At 46.5% G+C, this 23,351-nt stretch carries 21 protein-coding genes; 8 read left to right on the top strand and 13 right to left on the bottom strand.

The window, feature by feature from the left end:
• Nucleotides 1-365 precede the first annotated feature (365 nt).
• The gene (locus QUA50_RS16095) at nucleotides 366-710 is read left to right on the top strand and encodes a hypothetical protein (RefSeq protein ID WP_333261586.1); all 345 of its coding nucleotides are present in this window, start codon (nucleotides 366-368) and stop codon (nucleotides 708-710) included.
• Here the strand turns inward: QUA50_RS16095 and QUA50_RS16090 are convergent.
• The gene (locus QUA50_RS16090) at nucleotides 707-1,699 is read right to left on the bottom strand and encodes a YdcF family protein (protein WP_333261583.1); all 993 of its coding nucleotides are present in this window, start codon (nucleotides 1,697-1,699) and stop codon (nucleotides 707-709) included. The two genes, QUA50_RS16095 and QUA50_RS16090, sit on opposite strands and share 4 nt — an antisense overlap.
• 354 nt (nucleotides 1,700-2,053) lie before the next feature.
• The gene (gene pap / locus QUA50_RS16085; protein WP_333261581.1) at nucleotides 2,054-3,541 is read right to left on the bottom strand and encodes a polyphosphate:AMP phosphotransferase; all 1,488 of its coding nucleotides are present in this window, start codon (nucleotides 3,539-3,541) and stop codon (nucleotides 2,054-2,056) included.
• 749 nt (nucleotides 3,542-4,290) lie between these two features.
• Between pap and QUA50_RS16080 the strand changes: the two genes are divergently transcribed.
• Nucleotides 4,291-5,274, top strand: coding sequence for a GNAT family N-acetyltransferase (locus QUA50_RS16080; RefSeq protein ID WP_333261578.1), 984 nt, complete (start codon nucleotides 4,291-4,293; stop codon nucleotides 5,272-5,274).
• Nucleotides 5,275-5,401: 127 nt separating this feature from the next.
• On the opposite strand, the gene QUA50_RS16075 is transcribed toward QUA50_RS16080, so the two are convergent.
• On the bottom strand, nucleotides 5,402-6,301 hold the full coding sequence (locus tag QUA50_RS16075; protein ID WP_333261576.1) for an ABC transporter ATP-binding protein: 900 nt from the start codon (nucleotides 6,299-6,301) through the stop codon (nucleotides 5,402-5,404).
• A gap of 125 nt (nucleotides 6,302-6,426) precedes the next feature.
• Nucleotides 6,427-7,200: an ABC transporter permease gene (locus tag QUA50_RS16070; RefSeq protein WP_333261599.1), complete on the bottom strand. Its 774-nt coding sequence runs from the start codon at nucleotides 7,198-7,200 to the stop codon at nucleotides 6,427-6,429.
• A gap of 106 nt (nucleotides 7,201-7,306) precedes the next feature.
• On the opposite strand from QUA50_RS16070, the gene QUA50_RS16065 reads away from it, so the two are divergent.
• Nucleotides 7,307-7,462, top strand: a complete 156-nt coding sequence (locus QUA50_RS16065) for a hypothetical protein (protein WP_333261573.1) — start codon at nucleotides 7,307-7,309, stop codon at nucleotides 7,460-7,462.
• 94 nt (nucleotides 7,463-7,556) lie between these two features.
• Here the strand turns inward: QUA50_RS16065 and QUA50_RS16060 are convergent, their stop codons facing one another.
• From QUA50_RS16060 to QUA50_RS16040, 5 genes are all read right to left on the bottom strand, one after another.
• Nucleotides 7,557-8,621 carry a hypothetical protein gene (locus tag QUA50_RS16060; protein WP_333261571.1) on the bottom strand — a complete coding sequence of 355 codons (1,065 nt, stop codon included), beginning with the start codon at nucleotides 8,619-8,621 and terminating at the stop codon, nucleotides 7,557-7,559.
• Between the two features lie 367 nt (nucleotides 8,622-8,988).
• Nucleotides 8,989-9,174 carry a hypothetical protein gene (locus QUA50_RS16055; protein WP_333298576.1) on the bottom strand — a complete coding sequence of 62 codons (186 nt, stop codon included), beginning with the start codon at nucleotides 9,172-9,174 and terminating at the stop codon, nucleotides 8,989-8,991.
• Between the two features lie 116 nt (nucleotides 9,175-9,290).
• Nucleotides 9,291-10,031 carry a hypothetical protein gene (locus tag QUA50_RS16050; RefSeq protein ID WP_333261568.1) on the bottom strand — a complete coding sequence of 247 codons (741 nt, stop codon included), beginning with the start codon at nucleotides 10,029-10,031 and terminating at the stop codon, nucleotides 9,291-9,293.
• 204 nt (nucleotides 10,032-10,235) lie between these two features.
• On the bottom strand, nucleotides 10,236-11,261 hold the full coding sequence (locus tag QUA50_RS16045; RefSeq protein WP_333261565.1) for an ABC transporter permease: 1,026 nt from the start codon (nucleotides 11,259-11,261) through the stop codon (nucleotides 10,236-10,238).
• Between the two features lie 223 nt (nucleotides 11,262-11,484).
• Nucleotides 11,485-11,829, bottom strand: a complete 345-nt coding sequence (locus tag QUA50_RS16040; protein ID WP_333261562.1) for a hypothetical protein — start codon at nucleotides 11,827-11,829, stop codon at nucleotides 11,485-11,487.
• Between the two features lie 791 nt (nucleotides 11,830-12,620).
• On the opposite strand from QUA50_RS16040, the gene QUA50_RS16035 reads away from it, so the two are divergent.
• Nucleotides 12,621-16,010, top strand: coding sequence for a PAS domain S-box protein (locus QUA50_RS16035; protein ID WP_445243167.1), 3,390 nt, complete (start codon nucleotides 12,621-12,623; stop codon nucleotides 16,008-16,010).
• Nucleotides 16,011-16,395: 385 nt separating this feature from the next.
• On the opposite strand, the gene QUA50_RS16030 is transcribed toward QUA50_RS16035, so the two are convergent.
• The 3 genes from QUA50_RS16030 to QUA50_RS16020 all read right to left on the bottom strand — a co-directional run bounded on the left by QUA50_RS16030 (nucleotide 16,396) and on the right by QUA50_RS16020 (nucleotide 19,007).
• Nucleotides 16,396-17,463, bottom strand: a complete 1,068-nt coding sequence (locus QUA50_RS16030; RefSeq protein ID WP_333261557.1) for an ABC transporter permease — start codon at nucleotides 17,461-17,463, stop codon at nucleotides 16,396-16,398.
• Between the two features lie 162 nt (nucleotides 17,464-17,625).
• Nucleotides 17,626-18,759, bottom strand: coding sequence for an AI-2E family transporter (locus QUA50_RS16025; protein ID WP_333261555.1), 1,134 nt, complete (start codon nucleotides 18,757-18,759; stop codon nucleotides 17,626-17,628).
• Nucleotides 18,760-18,848: 89 nt separating this feature from the next.
• Nucleotides 18,849-19,007 carry a hypothetical protein gene (locus QUA50_RS16020; RefSeq protein WP_333298577.1) on the bottom strand — a complete coding sequence of 53 codons (159 nt, stop codon included), beginning with the start codon at nucleotides 19,005-19,007 and terminating at the stop codon, nucleotides 18,849-18,851.
• Between the two features lie 173 nt (nucleotides 19,008-19,180).
• Here QUA50_RS16020 and QUA50_RS16015 point away from each other — a divergent pair, with 173 nt between their 5' ends.
• The 3 genes from QUA50_RS16015 (at nucleotide 19,181) to QUA50_RS16005 (ending at nucleotide 22,232) form a co-directional block, all read left to right on the top strand.
• The gene (locus tag QUA50_RS16015) at nucleotides 19,181-20,968 is read left to right on the top strand and encodes an efflux RND transporter periplasmic adaptor subunit (protein WP_333261552.1); all 1,788 of its coding nucleotides are present in this window, start codon (nucleotides 19,181-19,183) and stop codon (nucleotides 20,966-20,968) included.
• A gap of 377 nt (nucleotides 20,969-21,345) precedes the next feature.
• Nucleotides 21,346-21,693: a hypothetical protein gene (locus QUA50_RS16010; protein WP_333261549.1), complete on the top strand. Its 348-nt coding sequence runs from the start codon at nucleotides 21,346-21,348 to the stop codon at nucleotides 21,691-21,693.
• A 143-nt stretch (nucleotides 21,694-21,836) separates the two neighbouring features.
• Complete coding sequence (locus tag QUA50_RS16005; RefSeq protein WP_333261547.1) at nucleotides 21,837-22,232, top strand: HNH endonuclease signature motif containing protein; 396 nt, start codon at nucleotides 21,837-21,839, stop codon at nucleotides 22,230-22,232.
• A gap of 174 nt (nucleotides 22,233-22,406) precedes the next feature.
• Here QUA50_RS16005 and QUA50_RS16000 read toward each other — a convergent pair whose 3' ends face one another.
• Nucleotides 22,407-23,021, bottom strand: coding sequence for an O-linked N-acetylglucosamine transferase family protein (locus QUA50_RS16000; protein WP_333261544.1), 615 nt, complete (start codon nucleotides 23,019-23,021; stop codon nucleotides 22,407-22,409).
• A gap of 147 nt (nucleotides 23,022-23,168) precedes the next feature.
• On the opposite strand from QUA50_RS16000, the gene QUA50_RS15995 reads away from it, so the two are divergent.
• Nucleotides 23,169-23,351, top strand: a 183-nt coding sequence (locus QUA50_RS15995; RefSeq protein WP_445243094.1) for a calcium-binding protein, incomplete at its 3' end; no start/stop codon positions are given.

Here is a 23,351-nt window from a genome sequence, read left to right as displayed (position 1 = left end):
TCTCTTCACTCACGCAAATTCCTCCCGACGCTCACCTGGGTACAGGTAGAGCGCGGGACTCCTTTTGATTTAGTTGACCTTTCTGCCCGCCGGGAGCAAATAAATTTTTCATAAAAAACCTGTACTTTGCATAAAAATCTCCCTTTCACCCGGATATATAAGTAGCAGCTTCAAGGCAAGGCTGCTATCTAAAACAAACCAGCACTAGCTGGAAATGCCTTCAGATTCTTATGTTTAAGCCCCAGTAAGGGGCGGGGTGCATATTTAACTTAATTCTTTCAGAGTTCGCGAAATCCTGTCCGGAAAACCCCCGAACCTTTAAGAATGTACTATCCAACCGGATTCACCAAAACCAGGATAAAAAAATGGCAGACGAACCGAAAGCTGAAGCACCAAAGCCCGCTCCCATGATTTTTAAGGGTGTGTGCAAGGAGGGAGTTCTCAAAGGCAAAGAAATTGAAGGCAAACTAGATATCAAAGTCAACGTCGAATCTGTCACAACCCCAGAAGCACCGCCCAAAAAATCCGAGTGGGAGCCAGTTATCTTTTGGGTATTGTTTGCATTCATGGCAAACTTGATTGTCGGCGACCCCGCCGGAATGAGAAAAAAATACAGCTCCCCACAAAGGTCTTCTTCTCATCAGATTTTAAACCAATCTGGGGAGCAGTCGCTGTTGCCTAAGAAAAACACCAGCAACTTGCCACTTTAGGCCCTGGGAGCCTGCCAGCCGCGCAAATAGTAATAAAAAGACCCGAAATATTCATCGAATACTCGTGTCGTAGTTACCAAAGCTTCTGCACTGGGCAGAAAATCTCCCGCGTCTAAGCGGAGTCTGGATTTTCCTCCTGATGTGGGTTGAAAAGTGTAGAAGTCGGTAGCCCTAGGAATCACCTGGATTCCCATATTCGCAAAAGCGAGGCTGGCACGGCGCATCTGAATCGCAGATGTTACCAGGATTACTTTGCGCGGGGCGCCACGGCTGTCGAGTATTTTTCTCACTTCTTCGGCGCTGGTGCGTATGTTGCTGCCGTTATCGTCGAGAACGATACTGCTGCGCGGCACGCCCATGTTGTTTGCCAGCAAAGTCTCGATATCCTTCGCTTCCCCAACATAACCCTCCAACTCTGGTCTGGGGCCAGCGGTAACGATGACCATCGGTGCCACTTTTTGGCGGTACAAAACGGCAGCATAGGGCAGGCGATTACCTGTATCTGTCAGTTGAATCGCTACTCGGTTGGGGATGTGAGGCTGAGTGGTTCCCTTGCCTAGGAGAACTATCGCCGCTGCCGTTTCATCGCAGCAAGCTGTGCGGACGGCAGCAGCTGCGTCCCGTTCTGCTTGGTCGGCGAACCAGTAAGCGACAACTGGCATACTCGAAAGGATCAAAACTAGCAGGGCTGCCAGGATCATTCTCGGCGCCGGGTTGCGGATGCCCCCGTTCGTGATCAGCGCCGACGCAATCACCAGCAGAGTGATGGAAAAACCCAAGGGCTTAAAGAAGAAGGCTATTAAGCCGAAAATCGCTGCTCCGACTGGTGTGTCTGGCGCAAAAAAAGCCAGAAACAAAAGGCTGATCAGCAGCAAAACGCGCAGTCGGTCTAATAACGGATTGTCTTTACCTCCTGATTGATCCCACCACGATTTGATCAGTGAGAACAGGAGGAATAGAAATAGAATGCGAGCTAACAGTTCTGGCATCTTGCAATATTCTGTGTCTTCATAAATTAGTACGGAAGTGTGGAAACGAGCGCAAATTTAGCTGCGGGAGGAAATACGGGCATCGGTGGGTTTTTAACTTTCGCGAATAACGCAGTCCGATCGCATTTATCCTGATGCTCGATTCCGGTCAGCTATCAACTATTGGTTGCAGGGTGCAAGCCCGCTACTTCCAGTCACAGATTGCTGACAGTTAATTGGTAATTGATAACTGGTAATGGTTGATTGGTAATTGGTAATGGATCGAACACGCCGCAGGTGGAATTGACAATTCAAGCCTGCTTTGTTCTGCCTACTTTTTTCCCCATTACCTGTTACCGATTCACCAATCCCAATTTATCGGCGCTTCAGTTGATTCCGAATTGCCTGCGTTACCGTTTGAATTACTTTAACACGAGCATAATACTTGTTATTGGCCGCAATTAGCGTCCAGGGAGCAGCCGGCGTGCTGGTGCGCTGAATCATTTGATTCACCGCTACTTCATAATAATTCCACTTTTGGCGATTCCGCCAATCTTCTTCGGTGAGTTTGTATTGTTTAAATGGATTGTTTTGCCGCTCTGTAAACCGCTTTAGTTGCTCGTCAGGACTGATGTGCAGCCAGAATTTAACTAAGACACAACCGAAACTGGTGAGTTGCTCCTCAAATTCGTTGATTTCCTGATAAGCTCGGCGCCATTCCGGTTCGGTGGCAAATTCTTCGACTCGCTCGACCAGCACTCTACCATACCAACTGCGATCGCAAATGCCGATCTTACCAGCCGTTGGCAGCCGCTGCCAGAACCGCCAGAGGTAGTGATGCGCTTTTTCTTCGTGTGTCGGCGCCCCAAAGGCATTAACGATGTAACTGCGGGGGTCTAATACGTCCGTCAAGCGTTTGATTGCTCCTCCTTTACCGGCGGCGTCCCAACCTTCAAACAGCACCAAGACGGGGATTTCCTCTTCGTAAATGCTTTGTTGCAGTTTGCCAAAACGGGTTTGTTCCTCGCGAAGTTGCTGTTTGTATTCATCGGGCGACAGCGATTGAGTTAAATCTACTTGGGCCAGCAAGTCGGGTTCGGTAGGTTGCAAGCTTTCTTGAGGTGGCAATTTCACTGGTGCAGATTGCATCGGCAGTCTGTCCAATGCTTCTGTAATTGTCGCTGCCATTTGCGTTAAAACTTTGACTCTCGCCCACCGTTGACAATCGCCTTCTACTAGCGTCCAAGGTGAGGGGCCCGTGCCGGTTTGGGCTACCATTTCTTCGGCAAAAGTTGTGTATTCTTCGTATTTTTTGGCTTGTTTCCAATCTTCTGGTCGCACTCGCCAAGCTTGTAATGCGTCATCTTCTAGTTTTTTGAGCCGGTGCTTGAGTTCTTTTTTGCTCAAGTGAATCCAAAATTTGGCAATTGCGGCGCCGTCATCAACCATCTGCCGCTCGAAGGCGTTGATTTGCCTGATGGCTGTCGGTACTTGGGCGTCGGAGACTCGATCGAACAACCGGTCTTCTAAAATGTGAGTGTACCAACTGTGGTAGAAAAAACCGATTTGGCCGCGGGCGGGGAGTTTCTGCCAAAACCGCCACAGGAAAGGATAGCCCCTTTCTGCATCTGACGGCGGCCAAATCGGGTGGACGGCAAACCCGCGCGGGTCCATGTACCCCACCATTTTTTTGACCAGCGCGCCTTTGCCGGCGGCGGCCCAACCTTCGAGGACGATGATTGCGGGCAATTTTTTTTCCCAGCAGGCCAGTTGGAGCGATCGCAACTGCTGCATTAAAATTTCTATCTTGGCATCATAGGTTTCTTTATCCAGGGAGATATCTAAATCGAGGTTGTCGAGCATATTTACCTCATATTAATCTGTAAAAAACAGTTTAACGTTAGTTTAACGTTTGGATAAAATTAAATCCTCAATTCCGGGGAAAACGTTATAAAAATTACAGTTACGGCTGGTTAAAAGCCGACCGCTCCTGCAATCAAATGCCAGCCTCGTTAATACTAGCAAGATTCCCTCGATTTCCAACTTGCCAAAAGAAACAGCTCAGGTTATAGTTGAAATAGGGAACTTTTAAATAAGTTCAACTTCTCCCCTCCCCCGATCGGGCGAGTTAACAGGAGGAGCCCAAAATCCCTGAAAAAGGATTTATTGTAAAACAGAGCAAAAGTAAAAATAAACTACCCAGTGGGGGTGACAACTTCTTTACTTAGCTGTAGAAACTTTATTCAAACAATAGTAGTTACTCAAGCACCAAGCTTGGTAACGAAAGAGAGCGCGACTCATCGACATCCGGCCATTAACTCACATACAAAACTAGCCCAAAAAGGCAAACCAATTTTTATGATTGCGCTATAAGATAAAACCTGAAAGCCTGGGTGATATAAACAGGTTTCTGAGTTTTATCGACACCATTCTCAAATACTAAAAGCGGTTTAGGTGCGGTCACGCGAACCCGCCCCACAAGAACATTTATTTCTTGTGGAACAGGTCGGAATGCCTGTTACTGACATTTGTGCAAAATGTCTGAATTACTGTACTTGTTTGCCAATACCAACTAAGAGGAACAGTCCGAAATTACGGATTGCAAGTTTTTTATGAAGATCCTGACAACACGCTCGTACAAGGGCGAAACTGACTGGTGCGCGATCGCAAATTTGATCGACGCTTGCGAAGCAGTGGATAGACTCGGCGAAGAAGTCTCAGCAACTGAACTCAAGCTAATACTTGATGCACCCAAACTCGACCAAGCCCGCGACGTGCAGTTGTGGGAAGATGGTAATTACAAACTAATTGGTTTGTCACTCCTGGATATGCCAGATTCCTCGACTGAAATAGACGCTTGTCTGTGGTTTTACGTGCATCCAAATGTCCGCGGCGAAGGTTTAGAAAAAGACATAATTAAGTGGGGAGAAAAGCGGCTGCGCGAAGTCGCGAAAGAACGGAATTTGCCTGCAAAATTGCGTACCTACAGCCGCGAGGACAAAACCGATGAGATGCGGCTGTTAGAAAAACAGGGCTTTGAAGTCGATCGCTATTTTTGGACAATGGCCCGATCCCTCGCCGAACCCATTCCCACGCCTGAATTTCCCGCAGATTTTGCCCTGACACACGTATCGGGAGAACAAGACATCCAACCTTGGGTAGAAATGTTCAACCAGTCATTTATCGATCACTGGAATCACCACGATTTAACTGCGGAAACCGTGCGTTATTGGATGCAAGATCCGAATTATCAGCCGGAATTAGACTTGATTGCTGTTTCGGGCGATTCCCTGGGGGATAGCTTCGCTTCACGCAAATTTGCAGCTTTCTGCGACTGTCAAATCAAACCCCAAAAAAACGCCCGCAGCGGCACGAAAGACGGTTGGATTGAATTGTTGGGTACGCGGCGCGACTTTCGGAAAATGGGTTTAGGAAAAGCGATGCTGTTAGCTGGTTTGCATAAGTTGAAAGCAGCGGGTGCAAACACAGCTAAACTCAGCGTTGATGCTGACAGTTTGACGGGGGCGACAAAGCTTTACAAATCAGTCGGTTTCCGCCCGATAGAAACTTGGATCGAATGGGCTAAGACAGTGTAAATTCGTTAGGGTGGTCAGAAACCGGGTTTTTGCGAGAATACTGCGTTACAGTCGGCAAAAATGGCAAAAAACCCGGTTTCTTTGATTTTTGAAGCGTACTGCGCGGATATACGCCGATGAACGCAGATTAGGATACAGTTTGTTTAGTCACTTCTACATAAATATGTTCTAACCGCACCGGATACCGAGCGATTGAATCAATAGAAATCCCGTCGAACAGCAAAATAATCTCTTTTAATTCTAAACGTTCCGGCAGCCAAAAAGCTAAATCGCTACCGTAGCGGCGGGGGATGAAACTGTATTGTTTAGCGCGGGCGATAACTTCAGCTTCTTCGTCGGTTTTTACCACGATAATTTCTTGAGCTGGAATCAGTTTTTGCAACTCCTCCAAACTTCCCTCAGCCACAATACTGCCATTTTTCAAAATCCCAATTTTCTGACACAGCCGCTCAGCTTCATCCAACAAGTGAGTTGTCAGCAAAATTGTAATTCCTTCCGATTGCAAGCGCTGAATTAACTCCCAAATTTCATAGCGAGCCTCAATATCTAAACCCGTTGTCGGTTCATCTAAAATTACTAATTTAGGCTGGTGTACCAAAGCCACCGCAATATTCAAACGGCGCTGCATTCCTCCGCTCAAAGTTTCCACCGGGCTTGTAGCTCTATCTGTCAAATTTACTGCTTTCAAACAGTGTCTTACTTGATAGCGGCGCTGTTTGCGCTCTAAACCGTAAATTTGAGCAAAAAAGTTGAGATTTTCTTCGCAGCTAAGGCTTTTGTAAAGCAAATTTTCTTGGGGCGCTACACCTATTAAGGATTTTGTAGCTTCGGAAACAGGTTCGCCATTAATAGAAACTTGACCGCTGTCCGCATTTAACAAATTGCATAAAATATTGATAGTTGTAGTTTTACCCGCCCCGTTTGGCCCCAGCAAACCGTAAATTTCTCCAGCTTGAATGTGCAGTGTTAAATCTTTAAGCACTGAACGTTGGCCATAGGACTTATTTAGCTTTTCTATTTGCAGCACTGCTTGAATTCTCCGTATTATTTTATATATTTACGGTTTTTTCTGAATGATTAAACCGCAGAGAGCGCAGAGGGCGCTGAGGAAGAGAAGAGAGAGATGAATAATTGCGGCATAATGAGATTGTTTTAAAGTCTTCTTTCTACTCTCAGCATCCTGCGGTAAGAAAGCCATCCACCTGCAATCATGGCAGTAGAAAATATGAATAAATACCAAAAGTGTTGGGAAATATCACCCAAGTCTTTGCCGTCAGCCCACACGCCCATCAGCGCTTCGTTCATGTGATAAATTGGATTGTACTGGGCGAGTTCCAGCAGACTTTTGGGAAAAAGGGAAGTCGGCAAAAATGCGCCTCCTAAAATCAACAAAGGAACGCCGAAAGCGGCTACTAGCGAGTTGACATCTTCAGTGCGCCTCGCAAACTGGGTGCCGAGAATAAAGCCTACACCTACATAAGATACAATACTGAGCAGAATAATCGCACACCCTAGCAGAATAGAGCCTTGAAATTGTGCTCCTAAACAAGAGGCGATCGTGTATACTAAAATTACCTGACCGATGCCGATGCAACTGTGAGCCAGGAAAATTCCTAAAAAGTAGGAAGTGCCGCTCAGCGGGGAAATAAACAAGCGTTTGAGGGTATGCTGTTCTCGCTCTGCTACTACTGTTGCTACGCTACCGCCGAGACAGCTAAAAAATAAAGCTGCTCCTACTAAGCTTGCAGGGGCGGCTGTTTCAAAGGCTTTTGCTGTGGTGAGATTAGCACGTTCTTTTAAAATTAAACCGTTAATAAACAAGATAGAAACTGGAAATATACTCCACAAGACTAAGCTGCGCCGTCGCCTTCCCAATTCAATTAAAATCCGCTGTGCTACTGCGAGCGTTTCGTACCAGTATTTCATAAGAAATTTATTAGTATTGTTATAATTGGGAATTGGTAAGCTGTTACGCATTTAAACGACTAACAAACCGGGTAAGGTGCGCCATTCGCGAACACGCTCCGCGCTTATGCGGGAAACGCTTGTACGCTCCGCACCCTACAATCGTCCTTTAAATGTCGAACAGCTTAATGACGCCACCGCATATCATACCATAGAGATGCCAATAAGTTTAGCTCTCAATAAAAAACCCGCCGACGCGGGTTTTGTGATTTTAGGGGGATAGGTTTTAACACCAGTTAAAAAAAGAATGGAATCGAATCAGTTATTCGCAATCGCAAATCGCAAATTGTATAACTTGTCGCCCTCTGTCGTTGCTCTCAATTAATACTGAAGTTCTTACCTCTGTAGCATCCTTGAAAAGAAGTTAAACTCGTGCTGTTTCTCTGTTCCAATTTAGTCACGAGGGAAGAAGTATTGGAACTGTCAGGGGTAGCACCCCACTTGTAGATAAAGTCGCCGAGATAGTCTCCGGTTTCTTCGTAGCTGTGCTCTTCAATTGGAATTCCCGAAACTCCTGAAACAGTTTGGTTGTGGTATCCGTTAACAATAATTTTTTCGATAACGGCCCCTGGTTCTGCGGTAATGTTCCACTGCACCGGTTCGTAGGCTGAAAGTGCGAGAATTATTGGCTTGTTTCGGCGTTCTACTTTGACTTCGATCCTCTCCGAGGGCTTCGCTAACGCACTTTGTGATAAATCTCGGTTCTTGCGATCCGCATTGGCTTCGTAAACGCCTATTAAATGAAGTTCTTTATTTCCGCTTGACGAACCGATATAAGCTGAAAAATCGTCGGAACCGCCAAGCCCGCAGTTGGCGCCAGAACTAATTGGGGAAACAAAAGCGGCTTTTTCGGCTAGTTTCTGCTGCACCGCCGGTACTACCCACAATCCGGTGCCGATGCCTAAAGCACCTATCAAAGCGGCGGCGATACCGAAAGGAAGGGCATTTGTGAGGTTGCGAACAACTGGTTTGGCTGTTAGTTGAGATAGCGTTTGCTGCCAAGTTTCACCCGTTTGTCGATCGGCATTCCCGCCATCGAGACAAGCCAATAAACCTAAACTTTCCGGCTGTTCTAACAGACTTTGAACTGTTTTCCCTTCGCCGACGTAGAGATTTCTAGTTTCGGTGTCTAAAAGCAGCCAGTAGCGATCGGCCTCGCTGAGGTTGTACTCTTGTACCGCAGGATCGACTAAATCGTGCTGCAAAAACACCAGCCAAGCCATATTATTGCCAGTGCCGACTGTTTTGCCGTCGCTGGATATAAGTTGGTCGATGTCGGGCTCCCAGCGCCAAGCTACCCAGCGACTATCTCCTCGATAGCCGAGGGATTTTTCTAGTTGCGGATGAGCGGTTATTTCTAAGCGTTGAACTAAGTTGGACACTAGATTTCCTCCTCAAGTGCGTTAGCGAAGCCCCCGCAGAGGATCGCGTCTAGAGCAATTTTGTTCCAATTTATTAAAACAAATATTTTGCTCATGAAGAGCCTCCGAATAATCGGGTTAATTTTGTCTTGCTAATGTTATCAGCCGGCACTTTCCCAACCACACTGGCTTAACAAAAATATGCCTGTTGAATGGTTTAGCTTGAGAACTTGGAGCTGGGGAGCACCCGCCTGGTAATAATTTTAACCTGTGCTGATAACTAATCCTGTTACGGATTAAAATTAGCTATCTATCACTACTTCTACCTGGTTGTCCAGTTTTAAAAGAGTGCTTGGCCCATAGCGTCTACAAGTTCTTAGCTTAACTTTTATTTTGCTACTCTGCTACAAAATATGCCGATCGCACCTAACATCAATATTACGCAAGCAAATAAATATTCCGGCTTTCTCGTAGCTGAAATATCCCTGAAAAAGAGAACGTTTCCGAGAAACCCGGTTTCTGTGATGAAAGTTCTGACAATTCCCGCATTCAGGATACCCGCCACGCGATTCATCCGTCCAGAAATAAAAAACCTGTATCCGATGAAACTTGCCGAACGTATTTATCTCGCGCAAGTCAATCAAAAATCAAAAATCAAAAATCAAAAATCGATTGACACTTCGCCTATTACTAGCGGGGGCCATCAATCGCATCTCTAGTCGGCGCAACACCTCCGGGGCCAAAGGAACTCGGCGGCACTCTCGGAAGATTGAGATTGCGATTGGGAACTAAATCGCTGTTGCTGTCGCCAGCATTTCCACCCGTGGGAGACGCACTATTATTGGGGCCGGTACTCGGTGAACTTCCCGGATTGAGATTATTGGGATTGGTATTCGGCGAAGTTCCCGGATTGGGATTATTGGGAGTGGTACTCGGTGAACTTCCCGGATTGAGATTATTGGGATTGGTGGTTGGCGAAGTTCCCGGATTGAGATTATTGGGATTGGTATTCGGCGAAGTTCCCGGAGTCAGATTATTGGGAGTGCCTGCGGGCGAAGTCCCCGGATTGGCATTGTTGGGATTGTTGGGATTTGCCGTGCCTGCAGGAGTAGTTATCGGGGTGCCGACAGCATCTCTGGTGATGGCGTTGGGGTTCGGGGGAGGAGGCGGAGTGCTTGCATTGGGGTTATTTGCAGGAGCATTGCCCGCAACCGGATTAGTGTTTTGGGGAGCAGCGTTGCTGCCGCACAAGCTGACTAAATCAAAAGTAGTGCCGCCTGGAGTTTCGATGAAGCAAACCGGCACATTTACTTCGGGGTTTGAGGCTCTGGGAAAATCGGCTGTTCCCGGCATGGGACGGCTAAAGGCAGCTTCAGCCATCAGTGGGGTCAAGGCCGCCGATAGAGCGGCGATTGTTCGCAATAATCTCATCAGCGTTTCCTCAAATGTATAATTTTATTTTCTCCAGTATTGCCCATAAATTGCCAAGTGTCGTCACTCTAAAAGCCGATATTTTGGACAACTGCTTCTACAGTGCCACCCCTGGCCCAAACATCTCGCGCAGACAGAAAGTACAAGTAGAAAAAGACGAAAGTGCAACAGTCGCGCATCCGTTGCCCTTCTTCCTTGATATTTTTAGTAGCGAATGCGCGGGTCAACGTAAGCATTCAAAATATCAATTACAATGCTGGCAATTACGACAATTGCTGCAAAAAACACCACAATACCTTGAACTGTTGGATAATCCCGCAAGCTAATAGCTTCGTAAAGGCGATTTGCCAACCCCGGCCAAGAAAAAGTAACCTCTGTTAAAATAGCACCGCCCAACAGTGCAGCAAAAGTCAATCCCAAGACAGTAATCACCGGAATTAGTGCATTTTTCAGAGCGTGAGCCCATAAAATCTGGAATTCGGGAATGCCTCTAGCTCTAGCTGCTTCGACATAATCTGCTTGCAAAGTTTGCTTGAGATTCACTCTGACAATGCGCTCGAAAATGCCGCTCAAAAGAATCCCCAAGGTCAAACTCGGAAGTGCTAAATAATGCAAAGATGTGAGAAACTGACCGGGGTTAGCGCTCAGGAGACTGTCAATAGTGTACAGTCCTGTGTAGCCTTCGGGGGCGGGGAATGTGACGGGAAAACGAGTTCCCAAGGGAAACCATCCGAACTGCACTGCGAAAATCAACTGCAAAACCATGCCAGCCCAAAAAGCCGGCAGCGAGTAAGTGATAATGCCAAACAAACGGCCTGCAGCATCGAAAATACTGTTGGGGCGGGATGCTGCTAGGGAACCGATACTGATGCCGACAATTAAAGCTACGGCCATGCTACAAACTGCTAATTCGACTGTAGCGGGGAAATAGTCTCCGATAATTTGCCACACGGTTTGTCCGCGAGTGGTGATGGATGTTCCCAAGTTCAGACTGAATAAGTCTTTCATGTAGTTGAGATATTGCTGCCACAGGGGTGCGTCGAGGCCGAGTTGGGTTCGCATTGCTTCTTTGGCTGCTGCGGGAGCTCGTGAGCCGAGAATGGCATCTATGGGGTCGCCCGGAGTGGCCCGCAACAATAAAAATACTGCTGTGGTGATTGTCCACAACATTAGCGGTGCGAGGAGCAAGCGGAGAAAAATATAAGATTGTAGGGCTTTGGAACGAGACATAATATTGGGGAATTGCCAATTGGAAATTGGAAAGAGACAGTTGAGTGGATGTTACTTACATCTTGCACTATTCTCAAGAACAGGCAAGATGCCTGTTCCACAACAGATAAATTTTATTTTAAACCGTTGCTCTGAGCAACGCCCTGAAAGGATGATTGAGAATGGCGCAATATCTCAGTTTTAGCGAAAAAGTCGATCGACTTTTTCGCTATTGGCGATTTTCTTATTCCCCCAGCAGCGATTCAAATGCAGCTTGCAAAGACTTGATATCGCCTACTCTGGCTACTAACAAGTTTTCGCTGCCGGCATCCTGCAGCCTGTGTCTCCAATACTGGATGCTATCGGAATTGTTCATCCAGAAACTAATCACGGTGTTTACAACTCGATCGACATCCCAGCCTTGCTGAGGAGAAACTGTCTCTACGGATGCCACAAACGCATCGAGAGTGCACTTTCGGTTTGCCAAGTATTCTACACCGGAAGGCTGCTGTTGTTGCAGCAATTCCTGCTGCTGGTTAAAAAATGTTAAAGTTGGAGATACGCCCAGGATTTCAAATGTATAGTTCATGCCATCCTCCAGAAGTATTATTTTGCCAAAATGCCGATCGTCCAAAAAAGCTAAAAACGCTTTACTTTGCTGGGGTTGATGAAATGCAGATGCTTCAATTATCCTCTTTGTAGTCGATGGCTTACGCCCCGCTACGCTACGGGGTTTTGGCGGCTTATCTTATTAATAGCAAATTTTTTAACACCAGATTGTCACAGAATTTACATTTGTCCTGGGACTGTAGAAAAAATGAAAACAAAATTTTTATTAACCGGGCGTAAGGAAGAGAATTCCCACCCGCAAAAAGTGAGCTTATTTGAGATTAAAAAGTTTAGATTAAAAAAATGAATAATTGGCAATGACTCATGAGAACCAGGATGGGGAACACGGGCCTAAAGTTGCATTTTTTACGGCGTGTGACTTTTTGATCGGGAGTCTGCAGAGCGATCGCCACATTCAGACAAGTAGTGGCATGATTAATATTACAAATTTTTAGAGTAGCGGTGGAAACCTCAGCCCCGTTTTGAGCAGTCGGTAACTGCACTTCCCTATGTGTGTACAACGTTGTAACTTATATCGAGGGTGATTTTAACTGAGATATTGTACCATTCTCGCTTAACAGGCCGAAAGCCTGTTCCACAAGAAAATTCCCTCTTTGACAGAACAGGCCGAAAAGCCTGTTCATAAAAAGCTTATTGAGAATGGTGCAACATTTCAGTTTAAGCGACAAACGATAGACAAACCTGGTAGGTGTCAGAATATTGATGTTATTGAAAAGTCTGAGCAGTTGTGTGATGAAAAGCTCGCCCAAGATGTCACTAAGCCTAGTTTTGTTGATACCGCTGGTGGTGCAAATCTCCGTAGCAGTCGGCGTGACTGGATGGCTGTCGTTTCGCAACGGCCAGAAAGCCGTTAATGACCTTGCTACGAGGTTAAGCTTGGAAGTTGCAGCGAGGACGAAAGAAAATTTCGGCAGTTTTGGGGATGTGTCTCATTTATTTCTACAAATGAATACTGCTGCGATCGCCTCTGGCAACTTAGACCCGGAAGACTTGCCCAACTTAGAGCGCTATTTGTGGAACCAGACCAAGCTGAGCGATCGAAATACAACCATCTACTACGGCGACGAACGGGGCAGATTCGTCTTGCTCAAGCGAGAAGCAGAACACTTAGTATACATCAGAGACGAATCAACCGCTCCCAACCGCGAAATTTATCGCCTAGATAGCCAAGGAAATCGCACTGAGCTAATCCAAACCGTCCCCTATGACCCCCGTACTCGACCGTGGTACAAAGCTGCCAAACAGTCAGGAAAAGCCACTTGGTCTCCCATCTACCCCTTCGCAGCCTCGCCAGTTCTGGGGATTACGCCGGTGATGCCTATTTACAATGAAACAGGAAACCTGCAGGGGGTATTGGCTATTGACTTGACTCTTTCTCAAATCAGCGATTTTCTCAAAAGCATCAAAATTAGCCCGTCAGGACAAGTTTTTGCGATCGAACGCAGCGGGAAAATAGTCGCCAGTTCCACAGACGAATTGCCTTTTGTCACCGGCCAAGACGGACAGGAACGGCTGTTGGCGACTAGGAGCAAAAATTTGCTAATTCGATCGGCTTCCACATACTTGCAACAACGATTTGGTAGTTTTGAACAAATTGACAGCAAAGGACAGTTTACCTTCGAGATAGACGGCAAACGTCAATTCATTACCGTTGCTCCCCTGCAAGACGGCCGCGGCCTCGATTGGCTGATTGTAGTCGCAATCCCGGAAGCAGACTTTATGGAGCAAATTAACGCCAACACTCGCACAACTATCTTATTGTGCTTTTTTGCCTTGGTACTGGCGATCGTTCTCGGAATATTTACCTCTCGCTGGGTTGTCAAACCGATTACCCGATTGTTGCAAGCTTCCAAAGCTTTAACAAAAATGTCTGAATCATCCGACTTCACTTCCGCAGAATTAAACGGCGAAGTCGAAGTTCAAGGAGTCAAAGAAATCGATCTCCTAGCTCAGTCTTTCAATCAAATGGCTAGACAATTGCGATCGTCTTTTGTTGCTCTAGAACAAACCAACTCTAGTTTAGAACAGCGAGTAGCCGAGCGGACGGCAGAACTCGAAGCCGCAGAAGCAGAATTGCGGGCTTTGTTTGCAGCTATGAACGAATTAATTATAGTTCTCGACGCCAGCGGTCGCTATTTAAAAATCGCCCCCACAAATCTTTCTCTGCTCTACAAACCAATGGAAGAATTAGTAGGCAAAACACTCACAGAGGTGTTTCCGCAAGCTACAGCAAACAATTTTCTCAACCACATCCGAGCAGCTTTAGATAATCAGAAAACTGTCAGCATTGAGTACGATTTAACCATTGACGACCGCGAAGTTTGTTTTGCCGCCAGCATTTCGCCCCTTTCCGAAGAATCCGTCATTTTCGTAGCCCGCGACATTACCGAACAGAAGCGAGCCGAATCCGTGCGGCGCCAAAGACAAAAACAATTGCTCAAACAAAATACGGTTTTGGTAGAACTGGCAAGAAATAAAGCGCTGTATCGAGGCGATTTGCAAGTAGCTTTGAGGCAAATCACTGAAGCTGCCACTCATACCCTAGATGCAGAACGAGCTGGAGCTTGGTTGTACGATGAAAGCCGATCGAAACTGCACTGTCTAGACCAATTTAGCCGCAGCAACCCGCAGCATTCCCAAGGTGCCGAACTCGCAGCCGCAGACTATCCAGCTTATTTTAAAGCTTTGGAAGAACACCGGACGATCGCAGCCGATGACGCTCTCTCAGATGTGAGAACCAGAGAATTTGTGGAATCTTACTTTTCACAAGTGGGTACTACATCAACCTTAGATGCGCCGGTGCGGCTGGGAGGACAAACAGTCGGAGTCATCTGTATCGAACAAGTGGGAACTCCTCGTAACTGGACATTAGAAGAACAAAATTTTGCTGCTTCCCTCGCAGATTTGGTATCATTGGCGATCGAAGCCAGCGAGCGCGATCGTACACAAATCGCTCTGCGTCAAGCAGAACAAAAATATCGCAGCATCTTTGAAAATGCCGTCGAAGGCATTTTTCAAAGAACCCCCGAAGGCCACTTCTTAAGCGTAAATCCAGCTTTAGCCCGCATCTACGGCTACGCCACTCCCGAAGAATTGACATCAAATCTCACAAACATCAAACAGCAAGCTTACGTCAATCCTCAGCAGGGCGACAAGTTTATGCGGGTGATGGAAGAATTCGGAGAAGTTTCGGGGTTTGAGTCACAAGTTTACCGCGTTGACGGCAGCGTAATTTGGATTTCCGAAAGCGCGCGGGCAGTGTGTGACCCCAACGGCGAGGTACTGTACTATGAAGGCAGCGTCGAGGATATTAGCGATCGAAAAGTCTTTGAATCCGCCTTGCAACTCGCCCTAGAAGCAGCCGAAGCCGCTTCCACCGCAAAAAGCGCATTTTTAGCAAACATGAGCCACGAACTGCGAACACCTCTGAATGCCATCATCGGCTACAGCGAAATGCTCCAAGAAGAAACCGCAGAATTGGGCTACGATGAACTCACCCCAGATTTAGACAAAATTCGCACTTCCGGCAGACACTTGCTATCGCTAATTAACGACATTCTCGACATTTCTAAAATCGAAGCCGGCCGCATGGATCTTTACTTAGAAACCTTCGACATCGCCGCCTTGATTGAAGAAGTAGCATCCACCGCCGCGCCGCTAATTGAAAAGAACGGCAACACTTTAAACTTGCACAAAATTACTAATATCGGCACCATGCACGGTGACATTACCAAAGTGCAGCAGATTTTATTAAATTTGCTCAGCAATGCCGCCAAATTCACTCAAAACGGTACAATTACCCTCACAGCCAGCCGAGAACAAATCGCGGGCGACAGCAGCGAAGCAAAACAAGAAAACACTTTGCAACCTGCAGCAAGTTCTCAATCTTCAATTGCTAGTAAAGAATTTTTAATTGTTAATTGTACAGATACAGGAATTGGGATGACTCCAGAGCAGTTGCAGCACATTTTCCAACCTTTTACCCAAGCAGACGCTTCCACCACGCGCAAGTACGGCGGCACCGGTTTGGGACTAGCAATTAGCCAGCGTTTTTGCGTAATGATGGGTGGCAATATTTCCGTAAAAAGTCAGGAGGGTGTTGGTTCTACTTTTACTATCCGCTTACCTGTTAATCCTTAACTAATCTTGGTATTTTTGACTTATCCTTGTATTACCAAATCTCGTATGGGCGGGTTCACCAACAATCTTTGGTTCACATCCAAAATAGTAAGAAACCCGCCCCCACCAAACCAATTAAGGAATGAAAATTAAATAAGTTCCACTCTTGAAAGTGGGACGGGCGGGACGCCCATCCAAAAAGGACGGGCGGGACGCCCATCCCACAATAACAATTAAAATTATAAGTTATTTAATTCGCGCTCCTAACCCCGATCGCGGAACAAGTTTTTGAGTATCTGCGATGGGTGGGGGCGGGTTTTTTAGTTCGGGGAATTGATGAGATAAATTTGGGTGAACCCGCCCCTACAAATCTTTGAATTTCCAATTACCAATTGCCCATGTCTAATTATCTTTGAATGCTTCTCGGATCGAGAGCATCCCGCAAGCCATCCCCCAATAAATTAAACGCCAAAACTGTCAAAATAATCAGTATCGCCGGAGGCCAAACCAACCAAGGTTGCAATACTAAAATTGAAGCATTAGTAGAGAGGGATAGTAAATTTCCCCAAGAAGGATCTGGCTGTTGAATTCCCAAGCCAATTAAACTCAAAACCGACTCCGCCACAATAAAACCCGGAACCGCCAAAGTAGCAGAAATAATTACATAAGTAGCAGTTTGTGGCAAAACGTGGCGGACAATAATATAAATTGGATTGGCGCCCATTGCCCGCGCCGCTTGCACGAATTCTCGTTGTTTAATTGATAGTACCTGACCGCGAATTACCCGCGCTAAACCCGCCCAATTGATAAATGAAGTAATCAGCACAATCAATATAAATCGCTGAGCACTTGTCAATCCCGGCGGCAACACTGCTGCTAGCGCTACTAATAAATAAAGACCAGGAATTGTCATTAATACTTCAGCAAAACGCATTAAAATACTATCAATCCAACTGCCGAAATAGCCCGATATGCCTCCGATAAACAATCCCAAGGGAAAAGAAATTGCTATGCCAACTAAACCGATGCTGAGGCTAATTCTGCTGCCGTGTACTAAGCGGCTGAACTGATCGCGCGCTTGTTCATCCGTGCCTAAAATGTTAATTTGACCTTCTCCTGTCGTGCCAAAAAGATGCCTATCTAATGGCAAAACTCCTAAAAATTTATAGGGGGCACCTTTGACAAACAAACCGACAGCAGATGGTTTTTGCCAGTCTACAATTACCTCGCGAGCGCCGGTATTCGCATCCACTGGGCCCTGAGTTGTCGGATAAACGTGGGGCCCGATAAATCGCCCGTCTTGGGTGGTTAAATAAATCTGAGTCGGCGGCAATAATGAACCGTCTAATTGAGAGTCGTAGGGGTCGTAAGGTGCCACAAATTCGGCAAAAAGTGCGACTGTGTAAAAAATTAACAGTAGCACGGCTCCTAACCGAGCTAGAGGATTTTTTCTAAGATTTTGCCACCAGTTCATAAGTTTTTAGGTTTGAGATTTTAAGTTGGTTAGTAATCAAGACTAAAGTGCTTAAAGTTATTTGTAGAGACTTTAGTTTTTTATTGATGAACTCAGCAGCCAAAAATTAATTAGTGAATAATAAAATTTTTCATAATTGAATTACTTACTACAACAATTAGACTACTTTTGTTCATCTGCGACCAAGATTATTCTAGTTTCATCTTCGGGTATTTTCCCCAATTCCTCGCCGCTAAAAGGATTGTAGAAAAACGAGCCTGTTTGGGGTGGCAATTTGGGATTGAGTACAATTTCTACTATACTTTTTACAACCCCAGTGAGCGGAATTGCCAGGATAACTCCCAACAATCCTCCCACTCTACCTCCTAACAGCAAAGCTGTAAAAATAACTACCGGGCTCAATCCGGTGAGATTGCCCATGATTCGGGGAGCTACTAAATTATCCTTGATTTGCTGGAGACCGATCGCGACTACCAACACTTGCAGCGCCAGCCACCAATCAATAAACGCTACAATTATACTAACAGTGCCAATTCCCAAAGTTGCTCCAATAAACGGAATTATTTCCGTCAATCCTATAAACACGGCAAACAACAGAAAAAACGGAACTTGCAGCCACCAAAAAGCCAGAGTTAGCGAGATGGCCATCAATAGTCCCAGCAATAACTGTCCCGATACAAACCGCTGCAGGTTTCTCTCCAAAGTCTCTGTTAAAACATAGCGAATGTCTGGGGAAAAAATGCTGGTCAAACCCTGCCACACTCTTTGTCCGTCTAGGAGCATATAAAAGGAAATCACCACAATAAAAATCAAGTCCAAAAACCAGTTAACAGTACCGACAACTAAGCCTAAACTCGTACCTGCGAGCGCCTGCACTTGTTCCTGCACTTTCGCTGATAACTGCTGCTCCAATATTTGCACGTTAAACGGCAAATTGCGATCGGCACTCCATGCTTGAAATTCAGCTAGCTGCTGCCGCCCCGACTCCAGCAAATCCGGGAACCTTACCCCCAACTGTCTCGCTTGGCCCAACACGGGCGGCACAATAGTTAAACCGATTACTATTACTACCACACCTGCTGTTAAATAAACCAGCCCCGCCGCTACTCCCCGAGGCAAAAATACTTGCAGTCTTTTTACTGCATAATTTAATAAAAATGCAATGAGTCCCGCTGTTACTAAAATGCTGACCAGTTCCCCAACATAACTGACAGCAGTCAGGGTAAACCATCCCGTCACTAGCACTAGCAGCCAAGTGATTAGAAACTGTTGGAGGGGAGAAAAAAGACTATTCATGATGATTTTTTTTTAATAAACTGGCACAAATTTTTCAGCCGATGTGCCGTATTCTACAATAAACACATTAGAGTATAGATTAGCAATAATCAGTTCAAGATTAGACTGAATGCTCTCAGCATTGATGAGTTGGTGATGGCAAAACCGCTCGCCCGACAGAGAATGCCAGCCCGATCGACCCCACGATCGGGAATCACGCTAATATTCAGTATGCCCCAGAGACCGATCAAATTAAATGTCGATCGCACAAACTTCGATCGAATTTAATCAAAATCGCTCTTCTTAGGTGAAACGCCGCCACACTCACCCAAAAGGAGGAAGCGTTAATCCATAGGCCCTCCGCTACAATAAACTAAATATTATCGTAATCTTTCTTTACAATACAAAAAACGAAAGGCTCATACTCGCCAGAGGAACTACCGTGACTAATCAAGTTTTTTCAGAAGCCGAAGAAAAGCAACCCCTTTCCCCCGTGGAGAGCGGGCGCGAAAGGAACTCAGCAGTGGATGTAGCTGAAAGTGAAGTCTCAGACAAATCTCGCTGGCAATTCTCCGGTGAGGAAGATGAACGAGAAGTGGCGCTGGAAGTTCCAGAAATCGAGGCGGAACAAGTTTGGGAGCCAGAAGTAACTGAAGTTGGGCCCGGCAAAGAAATCAGGTGGCCTGCCTTGTTGGCGGGCGCAGGGATTGGCGTGGCTGCAACGCTGCTAGCAGTAAAATTGACTGGGGGCAATCAGAGTTCGCCGCCTGCCGCTCCAATTCCCTCGGCAACTCAGCAGGCGATTGCTCCGACGGTGACAGTCGCGCCTGTGGAATCTGCCCAGGTGGGTGAAACTTTGCAAGCGACGGGTACCGTGGCAGCCTACGATTTGCTGCCAGTGCTGCCACAAGCCAACGGTTTGCAAATTAAGCAGGTGTTGGTGAATGAAGGGGATGCGGTAGAAAAAGGTCAGACGATGGCGGTTTTGGACGATTCGGTGCTACGATCGCAAATTGCCGAAGCGCTTGCGGGAGTACAATCGGCCAATTCTACGGTAGAACAAGCCCAAGCTCAGGTACAGCAAGCCGAGTCAGCCCGAGAAGAGGCCCAAGCCGGCGTGGCTCAAGCCCAAGCTGGCGTTGAAAAAGCCATCGCTGACGCAGCGCAAGCCAGAACAGGCGTCGGGCAGGCAAGGGCCGGTGTGGAACAAGCTAAAGCCGGTGTCACTCAAGCTAAAGCCGGCATTGCCTCCGCTCAAGCTAAATTAGATCAAGCTCAAAGAGAAGTAAATCGCACCCAAGATTTGGCGGCTCAGGGAGTAATTAGTCGGCAAGATTTGGAAAGGCGAAAGACGGAACGGCAGACTGCTGTTCAAGACTTGAACAAAGCTAAAGCTGACTTGAATACAGCTTTGCAAGAACAGAATAAAGCAGCCGAAGAAGTGCAATCTTCTCTCGCTAGAGTAGCTACTGCGGAAGCTAATATCAGTACGGCTAGAGCGGCCCTCAGCAGCGCTCGTGCTAAAGTGAATACGGCCGGAGCGAGTGTCAGCAGTGCCAGAGCAAATGTGGGAAATAACGCAGCAAGTGTCCGCAGCAATGATGCACAAGTCAAACAGTTACAAACTCAACTAGAACAAACTATTGTTCGAGCGCCGGATAGCGGTACTGTGGCTGAAAGAATTGGTCGAGTTGGCGATGTTTCTTCGGGAAATCAAAAACTATTTTCGATTATTCGCGACAACAAGCTGGAACTGCAATTGAAAGTACCGGAAAGTCAGGTTTCGCAAGTGCGGCCGGGAACAGCAGTGCAAATTACTTCGGATTCTGACAAGCGGATTAATTTGTCAGGAACTGTGCGAGAGATTTCGCCGGTAGTTGACCCGCAAAATCGGCAAGCTACGGTGAAGATTGATTTGCCAGCAAGCGAGTTTTTGCGATCGGGAATGTTTTTGCGCGCATCCATTTCGACGACAACGGCTCAAGGTTTGAAAGTGCCTGCTAAAGCTATTTTGCCGCAACCTGACGGCAGTTCTATGGTTTATAAACTTGTCGGGCAGGACAAGGTGCAGGCTCAAAAGGTGGAAGTTGGGGAAATTTCTGGGGGTGCTGTGGGCGATTTGACTGCTGCTAAGGTGGTGGTTAAAAAAGGTTTGAAGGCGGGCGATCGGGTGGTTGTTACTGGCGCTGGTTTTCTTAAGGATGGCGATCGGGTTAAGGTTGTGAAATAGTTATTTGTTAGGGGTTATGGGTTATTGGTTATTGGTTGCCAATTGCCAATAAACAATTTTTAGATAGTTGCGCTTTTTCAACCGCAGATGACAGCAGATATAGCAATCCTAAATCATTCGTGAGGATTTGTAGGGGTAGTTGCCTTTCTTTGCCTACCCCAGCATCTAGGGGCAACCACGGGGGGGAAGAGCCCCTATAAGAATTATGCAAATGATTTAGGATCGCTAGAGACGCTGATGAACGCAGATATGTTTTTATTTGAGCGGGGTGGTGCTACGGAATCGCTTTTTATTTGGTTTTTTCAAAAAAGGGCGATCGCTCTTCCTCCTAAAGCCTTAGAATAAGTAATAGCTCCTGCACTTTGAGGGTTTTACCAGTGACAACCATCACCATTGAAGTCCCCGACGAGCTCTGTGAGCAACTCGCACTCTTGGGCGAACAACTGCCAGAACTCCTGCGCCTGTGCGTCGAGCAGCCAGTGTTGCCCTCCCGCACCTACCGCTATATTTTAAACTTTCTTGCTAGCGCACCCACAGCGGAAGAAATCGCCGCCTTCCGTCCCACTTCTGAGATGCAAGAACGCCTGCGGATATTGGTAGCACGCAGCAAAGCTGGTGAACTCACTTCAACAGAACAAGTAGAACTAGATGAATACGAGCGGATTGAACATCTAGTAATTATGCTCAAAATGGGCAACCTGCCTTATCTCACCCGCCAATCTTGATTTGTGACGATCGAGCAATTTGGTCACCAGCCCCCGGATTGCGGCCGTGGAAACACAGAAAACCTCCGCATTGTTCTAAAAAAAGCGAATGGATTTATCTGCGCTCGGAATTCTAAAATCTAAAATCTAAAATCTAAAATCGATTGACTTATATTTCTGCTAGCCTGCGACGATATGTTGAAGAACGCGCTTCCTACCGCTGCGAGTATTGTCTGCTGGGAATTTCTTTGAGTTTCTTCCCTCATGAAGTTGACCACATAATTGCTGTAAAGCACGGAGGTACAACTGATGCGGATAATCTAGCCTTGGCTTGCTGGCGGTGCAACCGATATAAAGGGACAGACCTCGGTTCATTCGATCCCCAGACTAGCGCTTTTAGTTTCCTGTTCAACGCCCGGACGCAGAACTGGCCCGAACATTTTACCTTGGATGATGGCAGGATTATTGGGTTAACCCCAGAAGGGCGCACAACTGTTAATTTGCTACAGCTTAACAGCGATGAGCGACTGGCTGAACGCAGGCGATACCCTACGCAATAACTTCGCTTTAGGTTCTCAAGTTCAGAATAGTCCGATCGGTTTGGACGTAGGCAGTAATTGAAATGGCGATCGCAGGATATCTCGATCGAGAGGCTCTATCCTTTGCCGATTGCAAGCCCAAGCTCGATTAGAGATTGTGCTTGCAATAACTGTTTCTCAAACATCAACTGACTTCTAAAGCCGATTCACTATTAGCATTTTTTCAAATACCGAACCCAAAGCAGCCGAATAAGCGCGACTGTCCAAAAACCTCGGTTGCTGCTGCATTTTTGGCTCGATTTCCTCCCGATTTTGCTTTCGCAATTCCGTATTAGTTCCCAGTGCGACACTCAACTTAATATAAGACTCTTCGCTGTCAGCAATTAGATCGAACAACTGGATGTCTCGCAGGATTGCCGCCCCTTGTCGGGAACGCAAATTATTGCCATCTCTCACTACAGTCGGTAATCCCACTTCTAACGGATATACCGTCGAATTTGCACCCGCGTAGGGATAGGAATCTAGATAGACATCAGCCAGTTGTAACACTGCTTTCACATCTTCGCGATTCGCCAGGGTATTGAATAAAATTAAACGAGTGCGATCGATATTGTATTTATCAAAAATAGCAGATATTTTATTGATAAACCGCTGTTTGACAGTATAGCAACCGCCAAGGCGGTTATGGCGTAAACTTGCTATACTTCGTTGCAGCCCGCAGAAACGGGCAAAAAACCGGGTTTCTTTAGTTTTGATGCGTAGTGCGATCGGTTTCAAATACGCGATATTTTGAGCTATTAAGCATAGCATCTTTGGTCGCAAATAAAACAAAATTTGTCTAAAAAAAGTTTTTTTGCAAAACTGCATAATTTTGGGGAAGAAGTCCTGATAAGTAATTAAGGTGAGGTGCTTATCTCAAAAATAGCCCCGCCTGTTTATCGCAAGCAGGAAAAAAACATGGCAGTATTGACTGGCACATCCTCAGATGACAATCTGATCGGCGGGCCTGAGAATGACAACATCTCAGGGCTTGAAGGCAATGACACCCTCGCTGGCTTAGATAGCAACGACAGCTTGCTCGGCGGTGGAGGAAACGACAACCTCAGTGGAGGTGGGGGCAATGACTCCCTCCTTGGTGAT

The organism is Microcoleus sp. M2_D5 (assembly GCF_036701935.1).
Lineage (GTDB): Bacteria > Cyanobacteriota > Cyanobacteriia > Cyanobacteriales > Microcoleaceae > Microcoleus.
Note: the sequence above shows the minus strand (reverse complement) of the source record. Positions and strands in the feature narration are given on the sequence as shown.

Coding starts and splice junctions, on each gene's coding strand:
- QUA50_RS16045 (WP_333261565.1), bottom strand. CDS start 11,261: ATGTCTCGTTCCAAAGCCCTACAATCTTATATTTTTCTCCGCTTGCTC.
- QUA50_RS16065 (WP_333261573.1), top strand. CDS start 7,307: ATGCGGGAAACGCTTGTACGCTCCGCACCCTACAATCGTCCTTTAAAT.
- QUA50_RS16035 (WP_445243167.1), top strand. CDS start 12,621: ATGTCACTAAGCCTAGTTTTGTTGATACCGCTGGTGGTGCAAATCTCC.
- QUA50_RS16050 (WP_333261568.1), bottom strand. CDS start 10,031: ATGAGATTATTGCGAACAATCGCCGCTCTATCGGCGGCCTTGACCCCA.
- QUA50_RS16055 (WP_333298576.1), bottom strand. CDS start 9,174: ATGAATCGCGTGGCGGGTATCCTGAATGCGGGAATTGTCAGAACTTTC.
- QUA50_RS16090 (WP_333261583.1), bottom strand. CDS start 1,699: ATGCCAGAACTGTTAGCTCGCATTCTATTTCTATTCCTCCTGTTCTCA.
- QUA50_RS16025 (WP_333261555.1), bottom strand. CDS start 18,759: ATGAATAGTCTTTTTTCTCCCCTCCAACAGTTTCTAATCACTTGGCTG.
- QUA50_RS16070 (WP_333261599.1), bottom strand. CDS start 7,200: ATGAAATACTGGTACGAAACGCTCGCAGTAGCACAGCGGATTTTAATT.
- pap (WP_333261581.1), bottom strand. CDS start 3,541: ATGCTCGACAACCTCGATTTAGATATCTCCCTGGATAAAGAAACCTAT.
- QUA50_RS16040 (WP_333261562.1), bottom strand. CDS start 11,829: ATGAACTATACATTTGAAATCCTGGGCGTATCTCCAACTTTAACATTT.
- QUA50_RS16030 (WP_333261557.1), bottom strand. CDS start 17,463: ATGAACTGGTGGCAAAATCTTAGAAAAAATCCTCTAGCTCGGTTAGGA.
- QUA50_RS16095 (WP_333261586.1), top strand. CDS start 366: ATGGCAGACGAACCGAAAGCTGAAGCACCAAAGCCCGCTCCCATGATT.
- QUA50_RS16080 (WP_333261578.1), top strand. CDS start 4,291: ATGAAGATCCTGACAACACGCTCGTACAAGGGCGAAACTGACTGGTGC.
- QUA50_RS16000 (WP_333261544.1), bottom strand. CDS start 23,021: ATGCTATGCTTAATAGCTCAAAATATCGCGTATTTGAAACCGATCGCA.